General features: G+C 71.2%; 15 protein-coding genes. 6 read left to right on the forward strand and 9 right to left on the reverse strand.

The genetic code is table 11. The features are described 5' to 3' along the window. A partial coding sequence (locus IEZ19_RS05900; RefSeq protein WP_189309938.1) for a cation:proton antiporter occupies positions 1-723 on the reverse strand: 723 nt, incomplete at its 3' end. 495 nt (positions 724-1,218) lie between these two features. Further along, on the reverse strand, positions 1,219-1,491 hold the full coding sequence (locus IEZ19_RS05905) for a DUF3040 domain-containing protein (RefSeq protein ID WP_189309939.1): 273 nt from the start codon (positions 1,489-1,491) through the stop codon (positions 1,219-1,221). A gap of 583 nt (positions 1,492-2,074) precedes the next feature. On the opposite strand from IEZ19_RS05905, the gene IEZ19_RS05910 reads away from it, so the two are divergent. From IEZ19_RS05910 to IEZ19_RS05925, 4 genes are all read left to right on the forward strand, one after another. Next, positions 2,075-2,308, forward strand: coding sequence for a hypothetical protein (locus IEZ19_RS05910; protein ID WP_189309940.1), 234 nt, complete (start codon positions 2,075-2,077; stop codon positions 2,306-2,308). 106 nt (positions 2,309-2,414) lie between these two features. Further along, a complete protein-coding gene (locus IEZ19_RS05915; RefSeq protein ID WP_189309941.1) occupies positions 2,415-3,611 on the forward strand; it encodes an EfeM/EfeO family lipoprotein in 1,197 nt (398 codons plus the stop codon). After that, positions 3,608-4,933, forward strand: a complete 1,326-nt coding sequence (gene efeB, locus IEZ19_RS05920) for an iron uptake transporter deferrochelatase/peroxidase subunit (protein WP_189309942.1) — start codon at positions 3,608-3,610, stop codon at positions 4,931-4,933. Before IEZ19_RS05915 ends, efeB begins: the two co-directional genes overlap by 4 nt. 190 nt (positions 4,934-5,123) lie before the next feature. Then, entirely contained in the window at positions 5,124-6,971 is a 1,848-nt protein-coding gene (locus IEZ19_RS05925) for a phospholipase C (RefSeq protein WP_189309943.1), read from the forward strand. Between the two features lie 323 nt (positions 6,972-7,294). Here IEZ19_RS05925 and IEZ19_RS53390 read toward each other — a convergent pair whose 3' ends face one another. Beyond that, complete coding sequence (locus IEZ19_RS53390; protein WP_373296929.1) at positions 7,295-7,372, reverse strand: 50S ribosomal protein bL37; 78 nt, start codon at positions 7,370-7,372, stop codon at positions 7,295-7,297. A gap of 158 nt (positions 7,373-7,530) precedes the next feature. On the opposite strand from IEZ19_RS53390, the gene IEZ19_RS05930 reads away from it, so the two are divergent. Further along, positions 7,531-7,989 carry a GreA/GreB family elongation factor gene (locus IEZ19_RS05930; RefSeq protein WP_189309944.1) on the forward strand — a complete coding sequence of 153 codons (459 nt, stop codon included), beginning with the start codon at positions 7,531-7,533 and terminating at the stop codon, positions 7,987-7,989. A 7-nt stretch (positions 7,990-7,996) separates the two neighbouring features. On the opposite strand, the gene IEZ19_RS05935 is transcribed toward IEZ19_RS05930, so the two are convergent. The 4 genes from IEZ19_RS05935 to IEZ19_RS05950 form a co-directional block, all read right to left on the reverse strand. After that, positions 7,997-8,275, reverse strand: coding sequence for a hypothetical protein (locus IEZ19_RS05935; RefSeq protein WP_189309945.1), 279 nt, complete (start codon positions 8,273-8,275; stop codon positions 7,997-7,999). After that, positions 8,272-10,800: an ATP-dependent Clp protease ATP-binding subunit gene (locus IEZ19_RS05940; protein WP_189309946.1), complete on the reverse strand. Its 2,529-nt coding sequence runs from the start codon at positions 10,798-10,800 to the stop codon at positions 8,272-8,274. Before IEZ19_RS05940 ends, IEZ19_RS05935 begins: the two co-directional genes overlap by 4 nt. A 103-nt stretch (positions 10,801-10,903) precedes the next feature. Beyond that, positions 10,904-11,716: a family 1 encapsulin nanocompartment shell protein gene (locus IEZ19_RS05945; protein ID WP_229840025.1), complete on the reverse strand. Its 813-nt coding sequence runs from the start codon at positions 11,714-11,716 to the stop codon at positions 10,904-10,906. 14 nt (positions 11,717-11,730) lie between these two features. After that, positions 11,731-12,720, reverse strand: coding sequence for a Dyp-type peroxidase (locus tag IEZ19_RS05950; protein WP_189309948.1), 990 nt, complete (start codon positions 12,718-12,720; stop codon positions 11,731-11,733). 121 nt (positions 12,721-12,841) lie between these two features. On the opposite strand from IEZ19_RS05950, the gene IEZ19_RS05955 reads away from it, so the two are divergent. Further along, positions 12,842-13,816 (forward strand): LysR family transcriptional regulator, encoded by a 975-nt coding sequence (locus IEZ19_RS05955; RefSeq protein ID WP_189309949.1) that lies wholly within the window; start codon positions 12,842-12,844, stop codon positions 13,814-13,816. Here the strand turns inward: IEZ19_RS05955 and fdhD are convergent. After that, on the reverse strand, positions 13,768-14,613 hold the full coding sequence (gene fdhD, locus IEZ19_RS05960; protein ID WP_189309950.1) for a formate dehydrogenase accessory sulfurtransferase FdhD: 846 nt from the start codon (positions 14,611-14,613) through the stop codon (positions 13,768-13,770). The genes IEZ19_RS05955 and fdhD overlap by 49 nt on opposite strands. A gap of 33 nt (positions 14,614-14,646) precedes the next feature. Continuing rightward, positions 14,647-16,938 (reverse strand): FdhF/YdeP family oxidoreductase, encoded by a 2,292-nt coding sequence (locus tag IEZ19_RS05965; protein ID WP_189309951.1) that lies wholly within the window; start codon positions 16,936-16,938, stop codon positions 14,647-14,649. Positions 16,939-17,189: the final 251 nt, after the last annotated feature.

The raw sequence follows: 17,189 nt of genomic DNA on the forward strand, positions 1-17,189 counted from the left end.
CGCGGCGGAGACTTGGAGTTGCTGGGCGAGCCCCGCCACCAGCAACGTCAGACCGAGGACGGCCAGCAGGAGGGTCTCGGCGTTGTCCGAGGAGACGGCACGGCTGACCAGCCGGCCGTGCCGCAGCGCCACGTACAGCACCGCGCCCACCGTGCCGAGCGAGATCAACAGCGTGACCGCGCCACCCGCCAGGCCCACCCCGGCCAGCAGGGCGGTGAGGATCGGCAGGTAGACCGCCATGGCCAGGTCCTCGAGCACCAGCACCCCGAGCACGACCGGGGTCTCCCGGTTGCCGAGCCTGCGCAGGTCGCCCAGCACCTTGGCGATCACTCCGGAGGACGAGATCCAGGTGACCCCGGCCAGTGCGACGGCGGCGACCGGGCCCCAGCCGAGCAGCAGCGCCATCGCCGCGCCGGGCACGGCGTTGAGGACGAAGTCGACCGCGCCGGAGGGGAACTGGGTCTGCAGAGTCGTCACGAGTTCGGAGGCGCTGTACTCGAGGCCGAGCATGAGCAGCAGCAGGACCACGCCGATCTCGGCACCGGTGGCGACGAAGTCCTCGCTGGCCGACAGGGGCAGGATCCCGCCGTGGCCGAAGGCGAGACCGGCGAGCAGATAGAGAGGTATGGGTGAGAAACCCACCCGTCCGGCGAACCGTCCCAGCAGGCCCAGGACGAGGATGATCGCCCCGAGTTCGATGAGCATGGTGGTGGTGTCGTGCACGGGCGTCTGACCTCCGTTGGTCGGTCGGGGCGGCTGTGCCTTCGCGGGTGCCGGCGTCGGACGGGTCGTGGGTGCGGTCGCGGACACGGGCGCGAGCACGAGGTCCGGGCGGGCGGGCGTGGCGTCCGCCGGCGGACGGGTGCGCGCCGGGTGCGACAGCCGGGACGAGGTGAGGCGGAGTAAGGACCGGATCGCGTACGGGATCCGGCACGGCGTCAGCGCGAGCTGCGCACGCCGGTGGCGGCGCTGTCGGTATCGGGAACGCTGTCGCGGGCGGCACCACCCACACGGGCGCGGACGGCGGCACCGCCATGGACGACTCGGTCCATGTCACGCCCCCCTCACGACAACCGGAAACCGGCACACCCCACCCAACGACCGGGCAAGCCAACGCTCAAGAGAGCGTAAGGGCTTGGTAAAGGAGTCTAGCGCACCGTCCCCCGCGCCGGCCGGGAGCAGGCCGGCACACCCCGCTTCTCGGCCCGGGCACCGCCCCTACCGCCGCCCACTCCGCGCCCGGTGCGGATCGAACAGTTCCACGGCGATCCCCATCACGACCAGCCCCGTGGCGATCATCAGCCCATGAGGCAGCAACACGCCCACGACCAGCACGGCCAGCCCCACGGCCAGCCCCCACCAGGCACCGGTGCGCCGGTATTCGCGGGGCCGGGCCGGACGGCCCTCGCCGAGCGCGCGGGCGAAGCGGGGATCCTCCCGCTCGATTCGTGCTGCGAGGTCGACCAGACGCTCGTCGTCGGACTGGGTCACGGCTCATCCCTCCCGAACCTGGCGCACCGCCGCCGAGCCGGTCTGCTCACCGCGGCTGTGTCCCCCGGCCTCCAGGCTTTCCCCCTCCTGCGACTGCCGCCATCAGGTCCAGCCCTCGTCTTTCTTGGTGGTTGCCCCGTAGCGGCGACGTCACGCGTCCCGCGCGAGGGCACCCGACGATGGGTGCTGTCACCGATGGCGGCGCCACCGGGCACGGACCAGGCTGGTTCCTGTGCACCCGGGTCGAGGAGGCGGTACGTGGCGGTGGACATGAAGGCGCCGCCCACGGCGAGCAGGGCGTCCGCATGTCCCATGGGTCACCGCCTTCCCGGACACATGAGGTCGGCAGCGCCGGGACCGGGGGCGGGGTCCACGGCGTCACCGCCACGCTGACCTGCCGCACGCCGGGGCCGCCGTGGGGGCCGCCACCCGGTTCGCCGTGGGTCCGGCCCCCATCCGGCCGCCGCCGGTTCCGCCGGTGGTCGTCAAATCCCCGCACGCATACGTCCGTTGCGGGCACGGGGAGGGAGCCGCCGCGCGCTGCGTCGCTGAACGCGACCGCGCTCGCCCGGGTCCTGGTGTCGTGGCGACCCGGGCCGACACCGGCTTCGGGAACCGGAAGTGCGAGTGGTCGGACAAGGGCGACAACGCGGGTGTGGAGCTGCAGTTCAGCCGGGACAACGCGCTGGACGGTGACGACGGACGGCCGACACGGATCGCCGGGACCACGGGCCATGTCTCCTCCGAGGAGTGGCACGGCCGCGCGCCGGACCGGGAAGCGACCGCCGACGGAGCACCCTCGGAAGCCCTGCGGTGAACCTGTGGGGAACTCTTGGTCATGGGTTCTTCTGGACGCCTGTTCGGGCTCATTCCGCTTCCTAGCATGAGGGCGATCACGCACGTCACGACTCCGGGAGGTCGGGATGCCGTTGTCCGGCCTCAAGAACGCATCGCTGCGCATGTACGGCGCACTGGGTCTCGCCGTCCTGCTCGTCCTGGCCGCGGTGCTCGTCGCCCGCCACGGGCAGAGCCGGGCGCACGCGGCCACACCCGCGCTCCCGCACACCACCGTCGAGGTGTCGTCGAGCCACTGCGGCCGCGGCTGGAGCGCACCGGTGCCCGGTGTCCAGGTCTTCGACCTGCACAACACCTCCGACGAACCCGCCGAGGTGTACCTCGAGGACCCGACGAGCCAGGCGCTGTACGGCGAGGTCGAGGACGTCGGCCCCGGCACGACCCGCCTGCTGACCGTCCGCCTCGGCAAGGGCACCTACGCCTTCAAGTGCGTGCCGGACGACGCCGACGCGGCCACCGGCCCCACGGTCCGTCTCACGCGCGGACACGGCGGTCCCGGCGCGGCCCCGGTCACCGAGCACGACCTGATCCCGCCCGCGCTCGCCTACCAGAAGTGGGTCGGCGGCGGCCTGGACGACGTGGTGCGGCTGACGAAGGACCTGCGGGACGCGATCGACCGCGGCGATCTGGCCGGCGCCCGGAAGGCCTGGCTGCCGGCGCATCTGGAGTACGAGCGGCTGGGAGCGGCGTACGACGCGTTCGGCGACGCGGACGGCGCGATCAACGGCACGGACGCGGGGCTGCCGGACGGAGTGCGGGACAAGCACTTCACCGGCTTCCACCGTATCGAGTACGGGCTGTGGCACGGCCAGTCCGCGGACGCGCTGCGCGCTCCGGCGGCCGGTCTGGTCACGTCCGTCACCGCCCTGCGCGACAGCTGGGCGCAGGCCCGCATGGACCCGGCCCAACTGGGGCTGCGGGCGCACGAGATCCTGGAGAACACCGTGCAGTTCGAGCTGACCGGACGCACCGACTACGGCAGCGGCACCAACCTCGGCACGGCACGCGCCAACGTCGACGGCACCCACGAGGTGCTGTCCCGGCTACGGCCCCTGCTCGCCACGCGTTACGCCGATCTGCCGGGCCTGGAACGGGACGTGGACCGAGCGGGTCACACCCTCGACGGCTTCCACACGGCGTCCGGCTGGACCCCGCTGACCCGACTCGACCGAGCCCAACGCGAAACGATCGACGCGTCCCTCGACGACCTGGTGGAACGCCTCGCCTCGGTGGCCACCCTGTGCGGCCCCCGGAGGGCGGTATGACCGAGCCGGAGAAGACCGAGGGGACGAGCCGAGTCGGGCGAGTGGACGCAACAGCCCAGCCGGGCACCGAGGCCCCGCCCGCCGAGGCAGGCCGCGTCGGGCGTCGTGGGTTTCTGCGCGGGGCCGCGGTGGCCGGGGCCGGGATCGCCGCCGGTGGGGTGGGCGTAGCCGCCGTCGGCGAGGCCGCCGCGTCCGGGGGTACCCCCGCCGCCGCCGATCGCTCCGTCGCCCCGTTCCACGGCGTGCACCAGGCGGCCGCGATCGCCGCACCGCGCCGGGTGACCGCGTTCGTCGCCCTCGACGTCACCGCCGGGGACCGCGCCGGGCTGACCGGGCTGCTGCGCACACTGACCGACCGCGCGCGCTTCCTGACCGCCGGCGGCACGCCGGATCCGGTCGGTGTCACCGGTCCGCCCGCCGACTCCGGCCTCCTCGGCGACCGGTTGCCGTCGGGCCGGCTCGCGGTGACCGTCGGCGTCGGCGCCTCGCTCTTCGACGACCGCTTCGGCCTCGCCGCGCGCCGCCCCCACCGGCTGACGGCCATGCCCGCCTTCCCCGACGACGACCTGCAACCCGACTGGTGCCACGGCGACCTCAGCCTCCAACTGCACGCCGACGACACCGACACCGTGCTGCACGCCCTGCGCGACATCACCCGGCACACCCGCGGCGGCCTGCAGATACGGTGGCGCCTGGACGGCTTCACCAACCCGCCCCGGCCGTCCGGCACTCCGCGCAATCTGATGGGCTTCAAGGACGGCACGGCCAACCCGGACGTCACCGACGCGCGCGAGATGAACCGCCTGGTGTGGGTGGGCCCCGGCCTGGGCGAACCGGACTGGGCGGTCGGCGGCAGCTATCAGGTCGTACGGCTCATCCGCATGCTCGTCGAGTTCTGGGACCGGGTCTCGCTCGGCGAGCAGGAGCGGATGTTCGGCCGCGCCCGCGTGTCCGGCGCGCCCCTGACCGGAAACGCCGAGTACGACACCCCGGACTACGCGGACGATCCCAAGGGCGACGTCATCCCCCTGGACGCCCACATACGGCTCGCCAACCCGCGCACCGCCGGCACCGCCGACCAGCGGCTGCTGCGTCGGGCGTACAACTACGACCGGGGCATGGACACCAACGGCAACCTCGACATGGGCCTGCTGTTCTGCTCCTACCAGCAGGACCTGGCCCGGCAGTTCGAAACGGTGCAGAAGCGGCTCGCGGGTGAGCCGCTCACCGACTACATCAAGCCGTTCGGCGGGGGTTACTTCTTCGCCCTGCCCGGCGTCCGCGACGCGAACGACTGGTACGGCCGTACCCTCCTCGGCTGACCTCGTCCGGCGAACTTGTCCGGACAGCTCGGCCGCCGGACGGGTCAACTCCCAGTCAAGGTTTACCCCAGCTTCCCTGACCCGGTGTTCATGCGCGCGCCATCGCGTCTCCTCCGCAGTGCCGTTCGTGCGGCGAAACATCCGTGGCCGTACCACGTAACAGACGATCCTGTTCGAAGGGTGAACACGCATGGCCAGCACGGGAAGACGAACGACGATCAAGGGTCTGGGGGCACTCGCCGGTGCCGCCGTCCTCACGGTCCTCGGCGGGGCGGCGCCCACCTGGGCCGCCGTGCCCGCCGGCCACCACTCCGGCGACGCCTCGACGGCGACGCCGATCAAGCACGTGGTCGTCCTGTTCGACGAGAACGTCTCCTTCGACCACTACTTCGGCACGTACCCGCAGGCCGCGAACACCGACGGCACGAAGTTCACGGCGGCGAAGCAGACCCCGAAGGACATCGACACGCTGGCGCGCGCCGGTCTGCTGAAGAAGAACCCGAACCAGTACACGCCCAAGCGGCTCACCCCGTCCCAGGCGGTGACCTGCGACCAGAACCACGGCTACGGTGCGGAGCAGTACGCCGCGAACGGCGGCAAGGCCGACCAGTACGTGCAGAACACCGAGGTCGACAAGTGCAGCGGCGGCCTGTTCGGCGAGCCCGGCCTGGTCATGGACTACTACGACGGCAACACGGTCACCGCGCTGTGGAACTACGCCCAGCAGTACTCCCTCAACGACCGTTCGTTCAGTTCGGTCTACGGCCCGTCCACGCCCGGCGCCCTGAACCTGGTCTCCGGTCAGACGCACGGCGTGATCTCCACGGACCCCGCCTCCGGCTCCGAGAACCCCAAGCAGACGTCGACCCCCGACGCTTACACGGTGCTCTCGCCGGACGCGAAGGGCGTCGGCACGGTCATCAACGACCCGGACCCGGCCTACGACGACTGCTCCGACAAGGACCACACCAGCACCAACGCCCTCGCGTCCATGCAGGGCAAGAACATCGGTGACCTGCTCAGCCAGAAGAAGGTCAGCTGGGGCTGGTTCCAGGGCGGCTTCCGGCCCTCCACCGCGTGGGACGGCACGCAGGGCAACTACGCCAAGTGCGACACCACGCACACCAACGTGGGCGGCGCTGCCGCGGTCGACTACAGCCCGCACCACAACCCGTTCTCGTACTACAGGTCGACGGCCAACCCGCACCACCTGGCGCCGAAGAACGTCGACGAGATCGGTCACGCCGGGCAGGCCAACCACAACTACGACCTGACCGACTTCGACGCGGCCCTGAAGTCGGGCAAGCTGCCCGCGGTCAGCTTCCTGAAGGCCGGCGAGTACCAGGACGGTCACGCGGGCTACTCCGACCCGATCGACGAGCAGCACTTCCTGGTGAACGAGATCAACGCGATCCAGAGCTCGCCGCAGTGGAAGTCGACGGCCGTCGTCATCGCCTACGACGACTCCGACGGCTGGTACGACCACGCGTACGCCAAGCCGCGCAACGGCTCCGCCGACACCACGGTCGGCTCCAACGGGAAGACCACCGACAGCCCCGCCTGCCAGGCCGGCCCCGTCGCCGCGGGCGGTTACGCCGACCGCTGCGGTCCCGGTACCCGTCAGCCGCTGCTGGTCGTCTCGCCGTACAGCAAGGTGAACAAGGTCGACCACACGCAGACCGACCAGGCGTCCGTCCTGCGCTTCATCGAGGACAACTGGCGCACCGGCCGCGTCGGCGACCACTCCTTCGACGCCACCGCGGGCTCGCTGAACGGGATGTTCGACTTCCGGCACTCGAACGGCAAGCAGGTCCTGCTGAACACGGAAGGCTCCGTCAAGCACGTCGGCCCGATCCGTCACGTCTCGCCCGTCACCACCCATGTGACCCCGGGCCCGGCGATGCAGAACACCGCCGCGGAGACGAGCACCTCCGCGTTCCCGACCCTCACGGTGGGCATCGCCGCGGGCGCGCTGCTGGCGGCCGGTGCTACCGGCACGTACCTGACGCAGCATCGTCGCCGTCACTCGGCGGTCTGATCGCGCACGGTCTCCACTCAGGCGACGCCCCTCGCGCTCCGGCGCGAGGGGCGTCGTCGTGTCCGTCAACTGGCGTGCCGGGCCACCGTCGAGGGTGACGGTCAGGCCGGTGTCGGTGACGTCGAGCGCCGTGGCGGTCGGCCGGCACGACCGGTCCCGGATCCGGCAGCTCGTCGACGGGCCGGCCGAGAACGCCCTGCGCGTCACTCCGGCCTGCCGCCCGCTACGGCACCATCAGCGCCGCGGGCGACGCACCCCAGCCGGCGGCGGGGTGGTGGTACGGGCCTGCGAGCCGTGCACCAGTGTCTGCCTTTCCGACGCGGCTACGACTGCGGCCGCTTCCCGTGGTTCGCGGCGTGCTTGCGGCGGCCCTTCTTCTTCCGGCGTCGCTTGGACGACATCGCTGCCTCCCATGGTCACAAGTAGTCAGGAAGGTTCCCGAATCCGTGCATCCCACGATTCCACAGGGCCATGAGAGGCGCGATTCGACGAAACACGGCACCACAAAACGGATTAATATGACACAAAATTCAATGTCGGATCACCCCGAGGACCAGACATGTCCAGCGAACCCGCGCCGATCAGCGAAACCGCCCGGCACGCCCTCGAACAGGAACTCGCCGACCTCCACGAGGAACGCAGGGCGGTCGCGGCGGCGCAGCGCGACCCCGACGAGGTGGGCGACCGCGCCGACGAGGCCGACGCGTTGCAGCGCTCCGACGAACTCCAGCGCCTGGACCACCGTATCGCCGCGATCACCACCCGCCTGAAGCGGGCGTCGGTGGCCGGGCCGCCGCCCGCCGACCGGGTAGGGGTGGGCAGCACGGTCACCGTGCGGTTCGGCGACGGCGCGGTGCAGACCCTCCAGATCGGCGAGACGGCCGAGGAGCTCGACGAGATGCTGGTCACCGCCGACAGCCCGCTCGGGCGCGCCCTCCTCGGCCACCGTCCCGGCGACACGGTGCACTACGAGGCACCCGAGGGGCCGGAGACGGCGATCGTGGTGTCCCTGGGCTGACGGGGGCTCAGTCGCCGTAGCGCGAAGGCGGGTAGGGGGCGCGGTCCCGCTTGCGGACCGTACCCGTCTGGAGCTCGCCGGCCCTCGTCTCCCGGTCGAGCTCCCGCCATTCCTCCTCGTACGCGGCGTCGACGTCCTCGGGAGGGGTACCCGGCAGACCCGCCTCGCGCCGGTCCTGTTCCGTGCGCTCCGCGAGCCCGTCCTGGTCGGGCCGCCGGGGCATGCCCCTGCTGCGGCCGCGGTCCGAATCGCCCTCGACCGCGTGGTTGGACTTGTGGTGCGTCATGACGCCTCCTTCTGGTTCTCCTCCCCAGCCGCGCCGTCGTCGCCGGAGCCGCTGTGGCGCACGGTGCAGTGGAGCGAGTCGTCCCGCACGTCGGCGACGATCGCGTCGCCGGCCTCGGCCTCCCCGCCGAGCAGGAGTTCCGCGATGCGATTGTCGAGTTCGGCCTGGATGGTGCGTCTGAGCGGGCGGGCGCCGAACTCCGGTTGGTGACCGTGGGCGATCAGCAGCTTCTTGGCGGACTCCGTCACCTCGAGCCGCATGCCCTGGGCGTGGACCCGGCGCTTGCTCTGGTCCAGCAGATGGTCGACGATCCGGCTCAGGTCGTCCTCGGTGAGGCCGTGGAAGATGATGATGTCGTCGATGCGGTTGAGGAACTCCGGCAGGAACCGGGTCCGCAGCTCCTCCATGAGCTCGTCCTTGAGCTCGGACACGTCGCCCTTGTGGTCGAGGATGCGGCGGGCCCCGATGTTGGACGTCATGATGACCACGCAGTGCCGGAAGTTGACGGTGCGTCCCTGGGCGTCGGTCAGGCGCCCGTCGTCGAGGATCTGCAGCAGTGTGTTGAAGACGTCCGGGTGCGCCTTCTCCACCTCGTCGAACAGCACGACGCTGTACGGCTGCCTGCGCACCTTCTCGGTGAGCTGGCCCGCCTCCTCGTAGCCGACGTATCCGGGCGGGGCACCGACGAGCCGGGCGACCGTGTGTTTCTCCTGGAACTCGCTCATGTCGAAGCGGATCATCCGGTCCTCCTCGCCGAACAGCAGCTCGGCGAGGGTCTTGGCCAGCTCGGTCTTGCCCACACCGGTGGGGCCGAGGAAGAGGAAGGACCCCACGGGACGGTTCGGGTCGCCCATGCCGGCCCGGTTGCGGCGCACCGCCTGCGAGACGGCGGTGACCGCCTCGTCCTGCCCGACGATGCGGGCGTGCATCTCCTCCTCCAGCTTGAGCAGCTTCTCCTTCTCGCTGGCGGTGAGCTGGGAGACCGGGATGCCCGTACGCCGCGAGACGACGTCCGCGATGTCGGCGGCGGTGACGGAGACGACGCCCTCGCGCCGCTCCTCGATGCCCGCGAGTTCGCCCTCCACCTCGGCGATCTCGCGCTTCATCTCGGCGGCCTTCTCGAAGTCCTCGGAGGCGACGGCCTGGTCCAGTTCGCGCCGCAGCCGGGCGATACGGTCCTCGCGGCTGACGACCTCGGTGGAACGCCCGGCGCTGCGCAGCCGCACGCGCGCGCCCGCCTGGTCCATCACGTCGATGGCCTTGTCCGGCAGGAAGCGGTCGCTGATGTATCGGTCGGACAACTCGGCCGCGGCGGCCAGGGCGCCGTCGGCGAAGCGGACCTGGTGGTGGGCCTCGTACGCGTCGCGCAGGCCCTCGAGGATCTGGACCGTCTCCTCGACCGTCGGCTCCGGGACCATGACGGGCTGGAAGCGGCGTTCGAGCGCGGCGTCCTTCTCGACGTACTTGCGGTACTCGTCGATGGTCGTCGCGCCCACCACATGGAGCTCGCCGCGCGCGAGGGCGGGCTTGAGCATGTTGCCCGCGTCCATCGAGCCCTCGCCGGTGGCGCCCGCGCCGACGACCGTGTGCAGCTCGTCGATGAACAGGATGATGCTGCCGCTCGCCGCCTGGACCTCCCCGATGACCTTCTTGAGCCGTTCCTCGAACTGGCCCCGGTACTGCGCGCCCGCCACCATGCCGGACAGGTCGAGCGCGACCACCCGCTTGCCCTTCAGCACGTCGGGGACCTCATCGGCCACGATGCGCTGCGCGAGCCCCTCCACGATGGCGGTCTTGCCGACGCCGGGTTCGCCGATGAGCACCGGGTTGTTCTTGGAGCGCCGGGACAGGATCTCGACGGTCTGCTCGATCTCGTCGGCCCGGCCGACCACCGGGTCCAGCTTGCCGGCCCTGGCCTCCTCGGTGAGGTCGCGGCCGTACTCGTCCAGGGTCGTGGCCGGCTGCTTGCGCTCGGCGGGCGCTCCCTCCGCGCGGGTCGCCTGCTCCGTGAGGCCCGCGAGCTTCCGCACGTCCTGGCCCTCCGCGCCCAGCAGCCGGGCGGCACCGGCGTCGGTGTCCTCCAGGAGCGCGAGGAGGATGTGCTCGGGTCCGATGTACGACACCCCGGCCGCCTGGGAGCGGGCGTAGGCGGCGGCGAGCGTGCGCTTGGCCGCCGGGGTGAGGCCGGGCTCGGAGGACGGCTCGCTCGACTCGCGGGGCAGGACGTCGGCGATCTGCTCGCCCAGCGCTTCGGGATCCACGCCGGCCTGAGCGAGCAGGGAGCGGGCCGGGTCGACCTTGGTGGCCGCCCACAGGAGGTGCTGGGTGTCGAGGTCGGTCGTACCGTCGTCCAGGGCCCGCTGCGCGGCGAGGTTGATGAGTTCCTGCGAGGACTCGGTCAGCAGCCGTCCGATCGGCACCCGTTGGACGGCCGGCGGCGACGACGCGGGAGACATACCGAAGAACCGATTCAGCAGGTCGCTGAAGGGGTCGTGCGAGCCGAAACCGAACGACGACATCGACATGGCAGCTCCTGCGTGCGGCGACGGGTCTTTCCACCAAAACCCTCTGCCGAGTGCTCCGCAAGTGGAGCGGACGGCACGGTTCCGGTGCTCTCTTTCCCGGGGTTCAGGCCGTGCCCGACGGCGGGTCGAGCGCCACCACGGCCTCGTCCGTGAAGACCAGGAACGTGAGGGTCTGGCGGAAGTACAGCTGGATCTCGGTGGCGTCGTGGGCGGTGTAGCCGATGGCGAGATCCTCGCCGAGCCGCAGCTCGTAGTCCCCGCCCCGGGTGGTGAGCAGGAAGCCCCCCTCGACGGCGGGCGCCCAGATCGGCGGGCCGTCGAGGATCCGGGACAGATGCGCGGCGATGGGGTAGCCGTGGTCCGACGTCTCGCTGACCGCCGTGTACGCGTCGGCACCGAGCAGCAGGGAGTACGGGCCCTGGACGCCCGCCAGCCGGAGGGTGGTCAGGGCGCCGGCCACCGCGTCCGGGTAGTCGCGCGGTTCGACCGGCAGACGCAGCACGGGGTTCGAGGTGCGCCCGCGCAGCCCGTCGATCTGCGCGGCCGGATACCCGTGGAAGACGGCCTGGTCCTCGGCGAAGGCCATGGTGCGCGCGGCGTCCTTGACCGGCTGCCAGTCGGAGTTCCGGGCGCCGCGGTCGACGTCGTCGACGGCGGCACGGCTCACGGTGAACGGCACGGTCAGTTCGACCAGGGGCCGGGCCTGACGCAGCCGCGCTTTCACATCCGGTGCCGGCCCGTCGATGCCGGACAGATGCCCCGTGCCCACGGCGGCCAGTTCGGGGCCGTGCGGACCGGAGACGTCCACGGCCCGCCGGCCGGCGAGGTTGCGGCGGAAGGTGCGGCGGGCCTCGTCCTCGATCTCGGCCCAGGCCGCGGGTGTGATCGGGGCGAGTTCCCGGTGCAGGTTGGTGATGCCGTCGGGCGTCGTCATGAGCGGACTCCTTTGAGGCTGCCGATGCCCAGCGAGCCGTCCACCGCCGCCTTCCCGGCGGGCGGCTCGGGGAGGTCGTCGAGGAAGTCGGCGGTGGGCACGTGGAACAGGCATCCGGTGATCGCGGTCGAGAAGTCGAGGATGCGGTCGTGCGTCGCCGGGCCGTCGCCGAGGAACATGTGCCGCAGCATCTCCTCGGTCACATCGGGGGTGCGGGCGTAGCCGATGAAGTACGTGCCGAACGCGCCGTCCGCGAAGGAGCCGAACGGCATGTTCTCGCGTACGATCTTGCGCTCGTTGCCGTCCTCGTCGGTGATGATGTTGAGGGCCACGTGGGAGTCGGCGGGCTTGACGTCGTCCGCGAGTTCGACGTTGGCCTGCTTGGTCCGGCCGATGACCCGGTCCTGCTCCTCGGTCGGCAGGGCGTTCCAGGCCGCCATGTCGTGCAGGTACTTCTGCACGATCACATAGCTGCCGCCCGCGAAGTCGGGGTCCTCGTCGCCGACGAACACGGACTCCTGCGCGAGCCGGCCCTCGGGGTTCTCGCTGCCGTCGACGAAGCCGAGCAGGTCGCGCTCGTCGAAGTACTTGAAGGCGTGCACCTCGTCGACCACGGTGACGGCGCCGCCGAGCCGCTCCATGATCAGCCGGGACAGTTCGAAACACAGGTCCATGCGGCGGGCCCGCACATGGAACAGCAGGTCCCCCGGCGTGGCCGGGGCCCGGTGGTGCTCACCGGCCAACGCGACGAACGGATGCAGCCCCCGCGGTCGCGGGCCGCTGAACAGCCGGTCCCAGGCCGCCGATCCGATGCCGACGACGCAGCTCAACGCGTCGTGGGGGGCACGGAAGCCGACCGAGCGGCGCAGGCCGGAGACGTCCTCCAGCAGATCCCGGACGGTGTCCTCGCGCCCCGGCAGGACGGTGACCACCAGGAACAGGGCGGCTCGGGCCGGCGGCACGATCACGGGCTGCGACTCGGGCAAGAGCCGGCCTCCTCACTGCTCGCGAGAGATCACGGCCATGGGGCGGAATGCCGCATTCACCCCATCCTGCGGCAGCCGGGCCCGACTGGCATTCCGCGAGGCCGTCGGGTACACCCGTGGCGTGCTGTTTCGCCAACTCGAGTACCTGGTGGCCCTGTCCCGCGAGCGTCACTTCGCCCGTGCGGCCGCGTCCTGTCATGTCTCCCAGCCCGCCCTGTCCGAGGCGATCAGGAAGCTGGAGGAAGAGCTGGACGTGCCGCTGGTCCGGCGCGGCCGCAAGTACGAGGGGCTCACGCCGGAGGGCGAGCGGATCGTGGTCTGGGCGCAGCGCATCCTGGCCGACCGCGATGCGCTCAAGGACGAGGTCGGCGCCCTGCGCACCGGGCTGAGCGGCCGGCTGCGGATCGGCTCGGTGCCCACCGCGTCGGGCGCCGTATCCCTGCTGACGGGCCCCTTCCTCGCGGCGCATCCGCTCGTCACCGTCGAGGTCATGGCGGATCTGCAGTCCCGGGACATACTCCGGCAGCTGCGGAACTTCGAGATCGACGCCGGTCTCACGTATCTGCGCGAGGATCTGCCCGAGGACTTCCAGGGGCTCCCGCTGTACGACGAACGCTATGTGCTGCTGACCGCGGCCGGCGACGGACTCGGCCAGCGGCCGGCGACGACCTGGGCGGAGGCCGCACGGCTGCCCCTGTGCCTGCTGACCAGGACGATGCAGGGCCGCAGGACGGTGGACGAGCTGTTCACGGAGGCGGGGGTGCAGCCGTCACCGCGGGTCGAGACCGATTCGGTCGGCACGCTGTTCGCCCACGTCAGGACCGGCCACTGGGCGAGCGTCGTGCCGCACGCGTGGCTGCACGTCTTCGGCGTACCGCACGGCATGCGGGCCGTACCGCTGGTGGAACCGTCGCGCACGGTACCGGTCGGGCTCGTGATCACGGCGCGGGAGCCCGGTTCCGTGATGGCCCGCGCGCTGACGGACCTCGCCGGGCGGATCGACGTCGCCGGGGAGCTGGAGCGCTTGCCGGGGCACGCTGAGGGCCCTCAGCGGGCTCCCACGGGCTCCGGCCGGAGACGTTCCGCGCCCGCGTAGACGTTCATCGAGTTCCCGCGCAGGAAACCGACCAGGGTCAGACCGCTCTCGACCGCCAGGTCCACGGCCAGCGAGGACGGCGCCGAGACGGCGGCCAGCATCGGGATCCCGGCCGTCACCGCCTTCTGCACCAGCTCGAAGGAGGCCCGCCCGCTCACCATCAGCACCGTCTCGCGCAGCGGCAGCATCCCCGACCGCAGGGCGTGGCCGACGACCTTGTCCACGGCGTTGTGCCGGCCCACGTCCTCGCGCAGGCACAGCAGGTCGCCGTCGGCCGTGAAGAGTCCGGCAGCGTGCAGACCGCCGGTGCTGTCGAACACCTTCTGCGCCGAGCGCAGCCGGTCGGGGAGTTCCGCCAGCCGCTCGGGCGCGAGGTGCAGCGGGTCCTCGGCCACGGACCACGTCGCCGCGGTGCGCACCGCGTCCAGGCCGGCCCTGCCGCACAGCCCGCACGAGGAGGTGGTGTAGAAGTTCCGCTCCAGGGACACGTCGGGAGCGGCGACGCCCGGGGCCAGGGCGACGTCGACCACGTTGTAGGTGTTGCCGCCTCCCCCACCGGTGGCGCCCAGACAGTAGCGGATCCCGGCGATGTGGTCCGCCGCGTGCAGGACGCCCTCGCCGACCAGGAATCCGGCCGCGAGGTCGAAGTCGTCGCCCGGGGTGCGCATGGTGATCGTCAGCGGGCGCCCGCCGACCCGGATCTCCATCGGCTCCTCGGCAGCCAGGGTGTCCGGGCGGTGCGAGGCGGCGCCCTCCCGGATGCGCAGGACCCGTCGCCGTACGGTCACTCGTCCCATGGTGTCTCTCCTCGCTTCCGCGGCGTACGCCGGTCAGGCGGCGGAGCCGGTCGGCTCCAGGCGGACCAGGACGCCCTTGGACGTCGGGGTGTTGCTGATGTCGGCGACGCTGTCCAGCGGGACCAGGACGTTGGTCTCGGGATAGTAGGAGGCCGCCGAGCCGGGCGTGGTGGGGTAGGCGACCACCCGGAAGTCCTCCGCGCGGCGCTCGATCCCGTCGTGCCAGACGGTCACGAGGTCGACCCGGTCGCGGTCGGCGAGCCCGAGCGCGACCAGGTCCTCCGGGCTGACGAGGACCACACGGCGGGCGTTGTGGATACCCCGGTAACGGTCGTTCATGGCGTACGGGACGGTGTTCCACTGGTCGTGCGAGCGCAGCGTCTGCAGCAGCAGATGCCCCTCGGGGACGTGCGGCGCGGTGAACTCGTTGCAGGTGAAGACGGCCTTGCCGCTCGGCGTGCGGAACACACCTTCGTTGACCGGGTTGGGCAGCCGGAAGCCGCCGGGCCGCGCGACCCGCTCGTTGAAGTCCTCGAAGCCGGGGACGACGCGGGAGATCCGGTCGCGGATCGCGCCGTAGTCGGCCTCGAACTCCTCCCACGGGATGTCCGGCGTCCGCCCCAGGGTCCTGCGGGCCAGCCGGCCGATGATGGCCACCTCGCTGAGCAGGTGCGGGGAGGCGGGCGGCAGCTTGCCGCGCGAGCCGTGGACCTCGCTCATGGAGTCCTCGACCGTGTAGAACTGCAGGCCCGTGGCCTGGACGTCCCGGTCGCTGCGACCGAGCGTGGGCAGGATCAGGGCGGTGTCGCCGCAGACCGTGTGGGAGCGGTTGAGCTTGGTGGAGATGTGCGCGGTGAGCCGGCAGCGCCGCATCGCCTCCTCGGTGACGGCGCTGTCGGGGGTGGCGCGGACGAAGTTGCCTGCCACCCCGACGAACACCTTGGCGGTGCCGTCGCGCATGGCCCGGATGGCGTCGACCGAGTCGAGCCCGTGCCGGGTGGGCGCGGTGAAGCCGAACTCGCGGCCCAGCGCGTCGAGGAACGACTGCGGCATCTGCTCCCACACGCCCATCGTGCGGTCGCCCTGGACGTTGCTGTGCCCGCGCACGGGGCACACGCCGGCGCCCGGCCTGCCGATGTTGCCGCGCAGCAGCAGGAAGTCGACGATCTCGCGGATCGTGGGCACGCCGTGCTTGTGCTGGGTCAGGCCCATCGCCCAGCACACGATGACGCTCTTGCTCTCCAGCACCATCCCGTGGACGCGTTCGATCTGCTCACGGCCGAGTCCGGTCGCCTCCAGGACGTCGTCCCAGTCGGTCTTGCGGGCGAGCCGCGCGAACTCGTCGAAGCCGGTGGTGGAGGCGTCGATGAAGGCGTGGTCGAGCACCGTGCCCGGGGCGGCATCCTCCGCCTCCAGCAGCAGCCGGTTGAGGGCCTGGAAGAGGGCGAGGTCGCCGCCGGGCCGGATCTGCAGGAACTCGTCGGCGATCCGCGTACCGCGGCCGACGACCCCGCGCGCCTTCTGCGGATGCTTGAAGCGGATCAGCCCGGCCTCGGGCAGCGGGTTCACGGCCACGACACGGCCGCCGTTGCGCTTGGCCTCCTCCAGCGCCGACAGCATGCGGGGGTGGTTGGTGCCCGGGTTCTGGCCCACCACGAAGATCAGGTCGGCGTGGTGGATGTCGTCGAGCGACACGCTGCCCTTGCCGATGCCCAGGGTCTCGTTCAGCGCGAACCCGCTCGACTCGTGGCACATGTTGGAGCAGTCCGGCAGGTTGTTGGTGCCGTAGGCCCGCGCGAAGAGCTGCAGCAGGAAGGCGGCCTCGTTGTTGAGCCGGCCGGAGGTGTAGAAGAGGGCCTCGTCGGGCGAGGCCAGCGCGCGCAGTTCACCGGCGAGCAGGTCCAGCGCCTCGTCCCAGCCGATGGGTTCGTAGTGCTCGGCGCCGGGGCGCTTGACCATGGGCTCGGTCAGCCGGCCCTGCTGGTTGAGCCAGTAGTCGGACTTGGTGTCCAACTCGGCGACGGAGTACTGCCGGAAGAAGTCGGCGGTGACGCGGCGTGAGGTCGCCTCGTCGGCGACGTGCTTGGCGCCGTTCTCGCAGTACTCGTTCAAGTGCCGCTTGCCCGGCGCCGGTTCGGGCCACGCGCAGCCCGGACAGTCGAAACCCTTGGCCTGGTTGATGTTCAGCAGGGTCAGGGCAGTGCGTCGTACGGACGTCTGCTCCAGGGAGTACTCCAGTGCGTGCGTCACCGCGGGTACGCCCGTCGCCCACTGCTTGGGCGAGGTGACCGACAGATCGTCGCTCGGGTCCTCTGTGCCGCTCATCGTGTGCCCCTTCTCTGCCTCTCCTGGCAGACGCAGCTTGCGGTGATTCCCGGAAATGTGTCAAAGAGGCGGCTCCGATGACCGGATAGGCCGCGCTTATCGTCTCATTCACATCACCCACCACCTGCACAAACGCTCAAATAACCGCCGCCTATCAGGTCATTGGAATTGATTGTTCGACACTTCTCGGAATTGCGGCGGACGATAACCGGGCAGAAATGAAGCGGTGTTTCGGCACGGAGGGCGCATGA

Source organism: Streptomyces brasiliensis (genome assembly GCF_014647875.1).
GTDB lineage: Bacteria > Actinomycetota > Actinomycetes > Streptomycetales > Streptomycetaceae > Streptomyces > Streptomyces brasiliensis.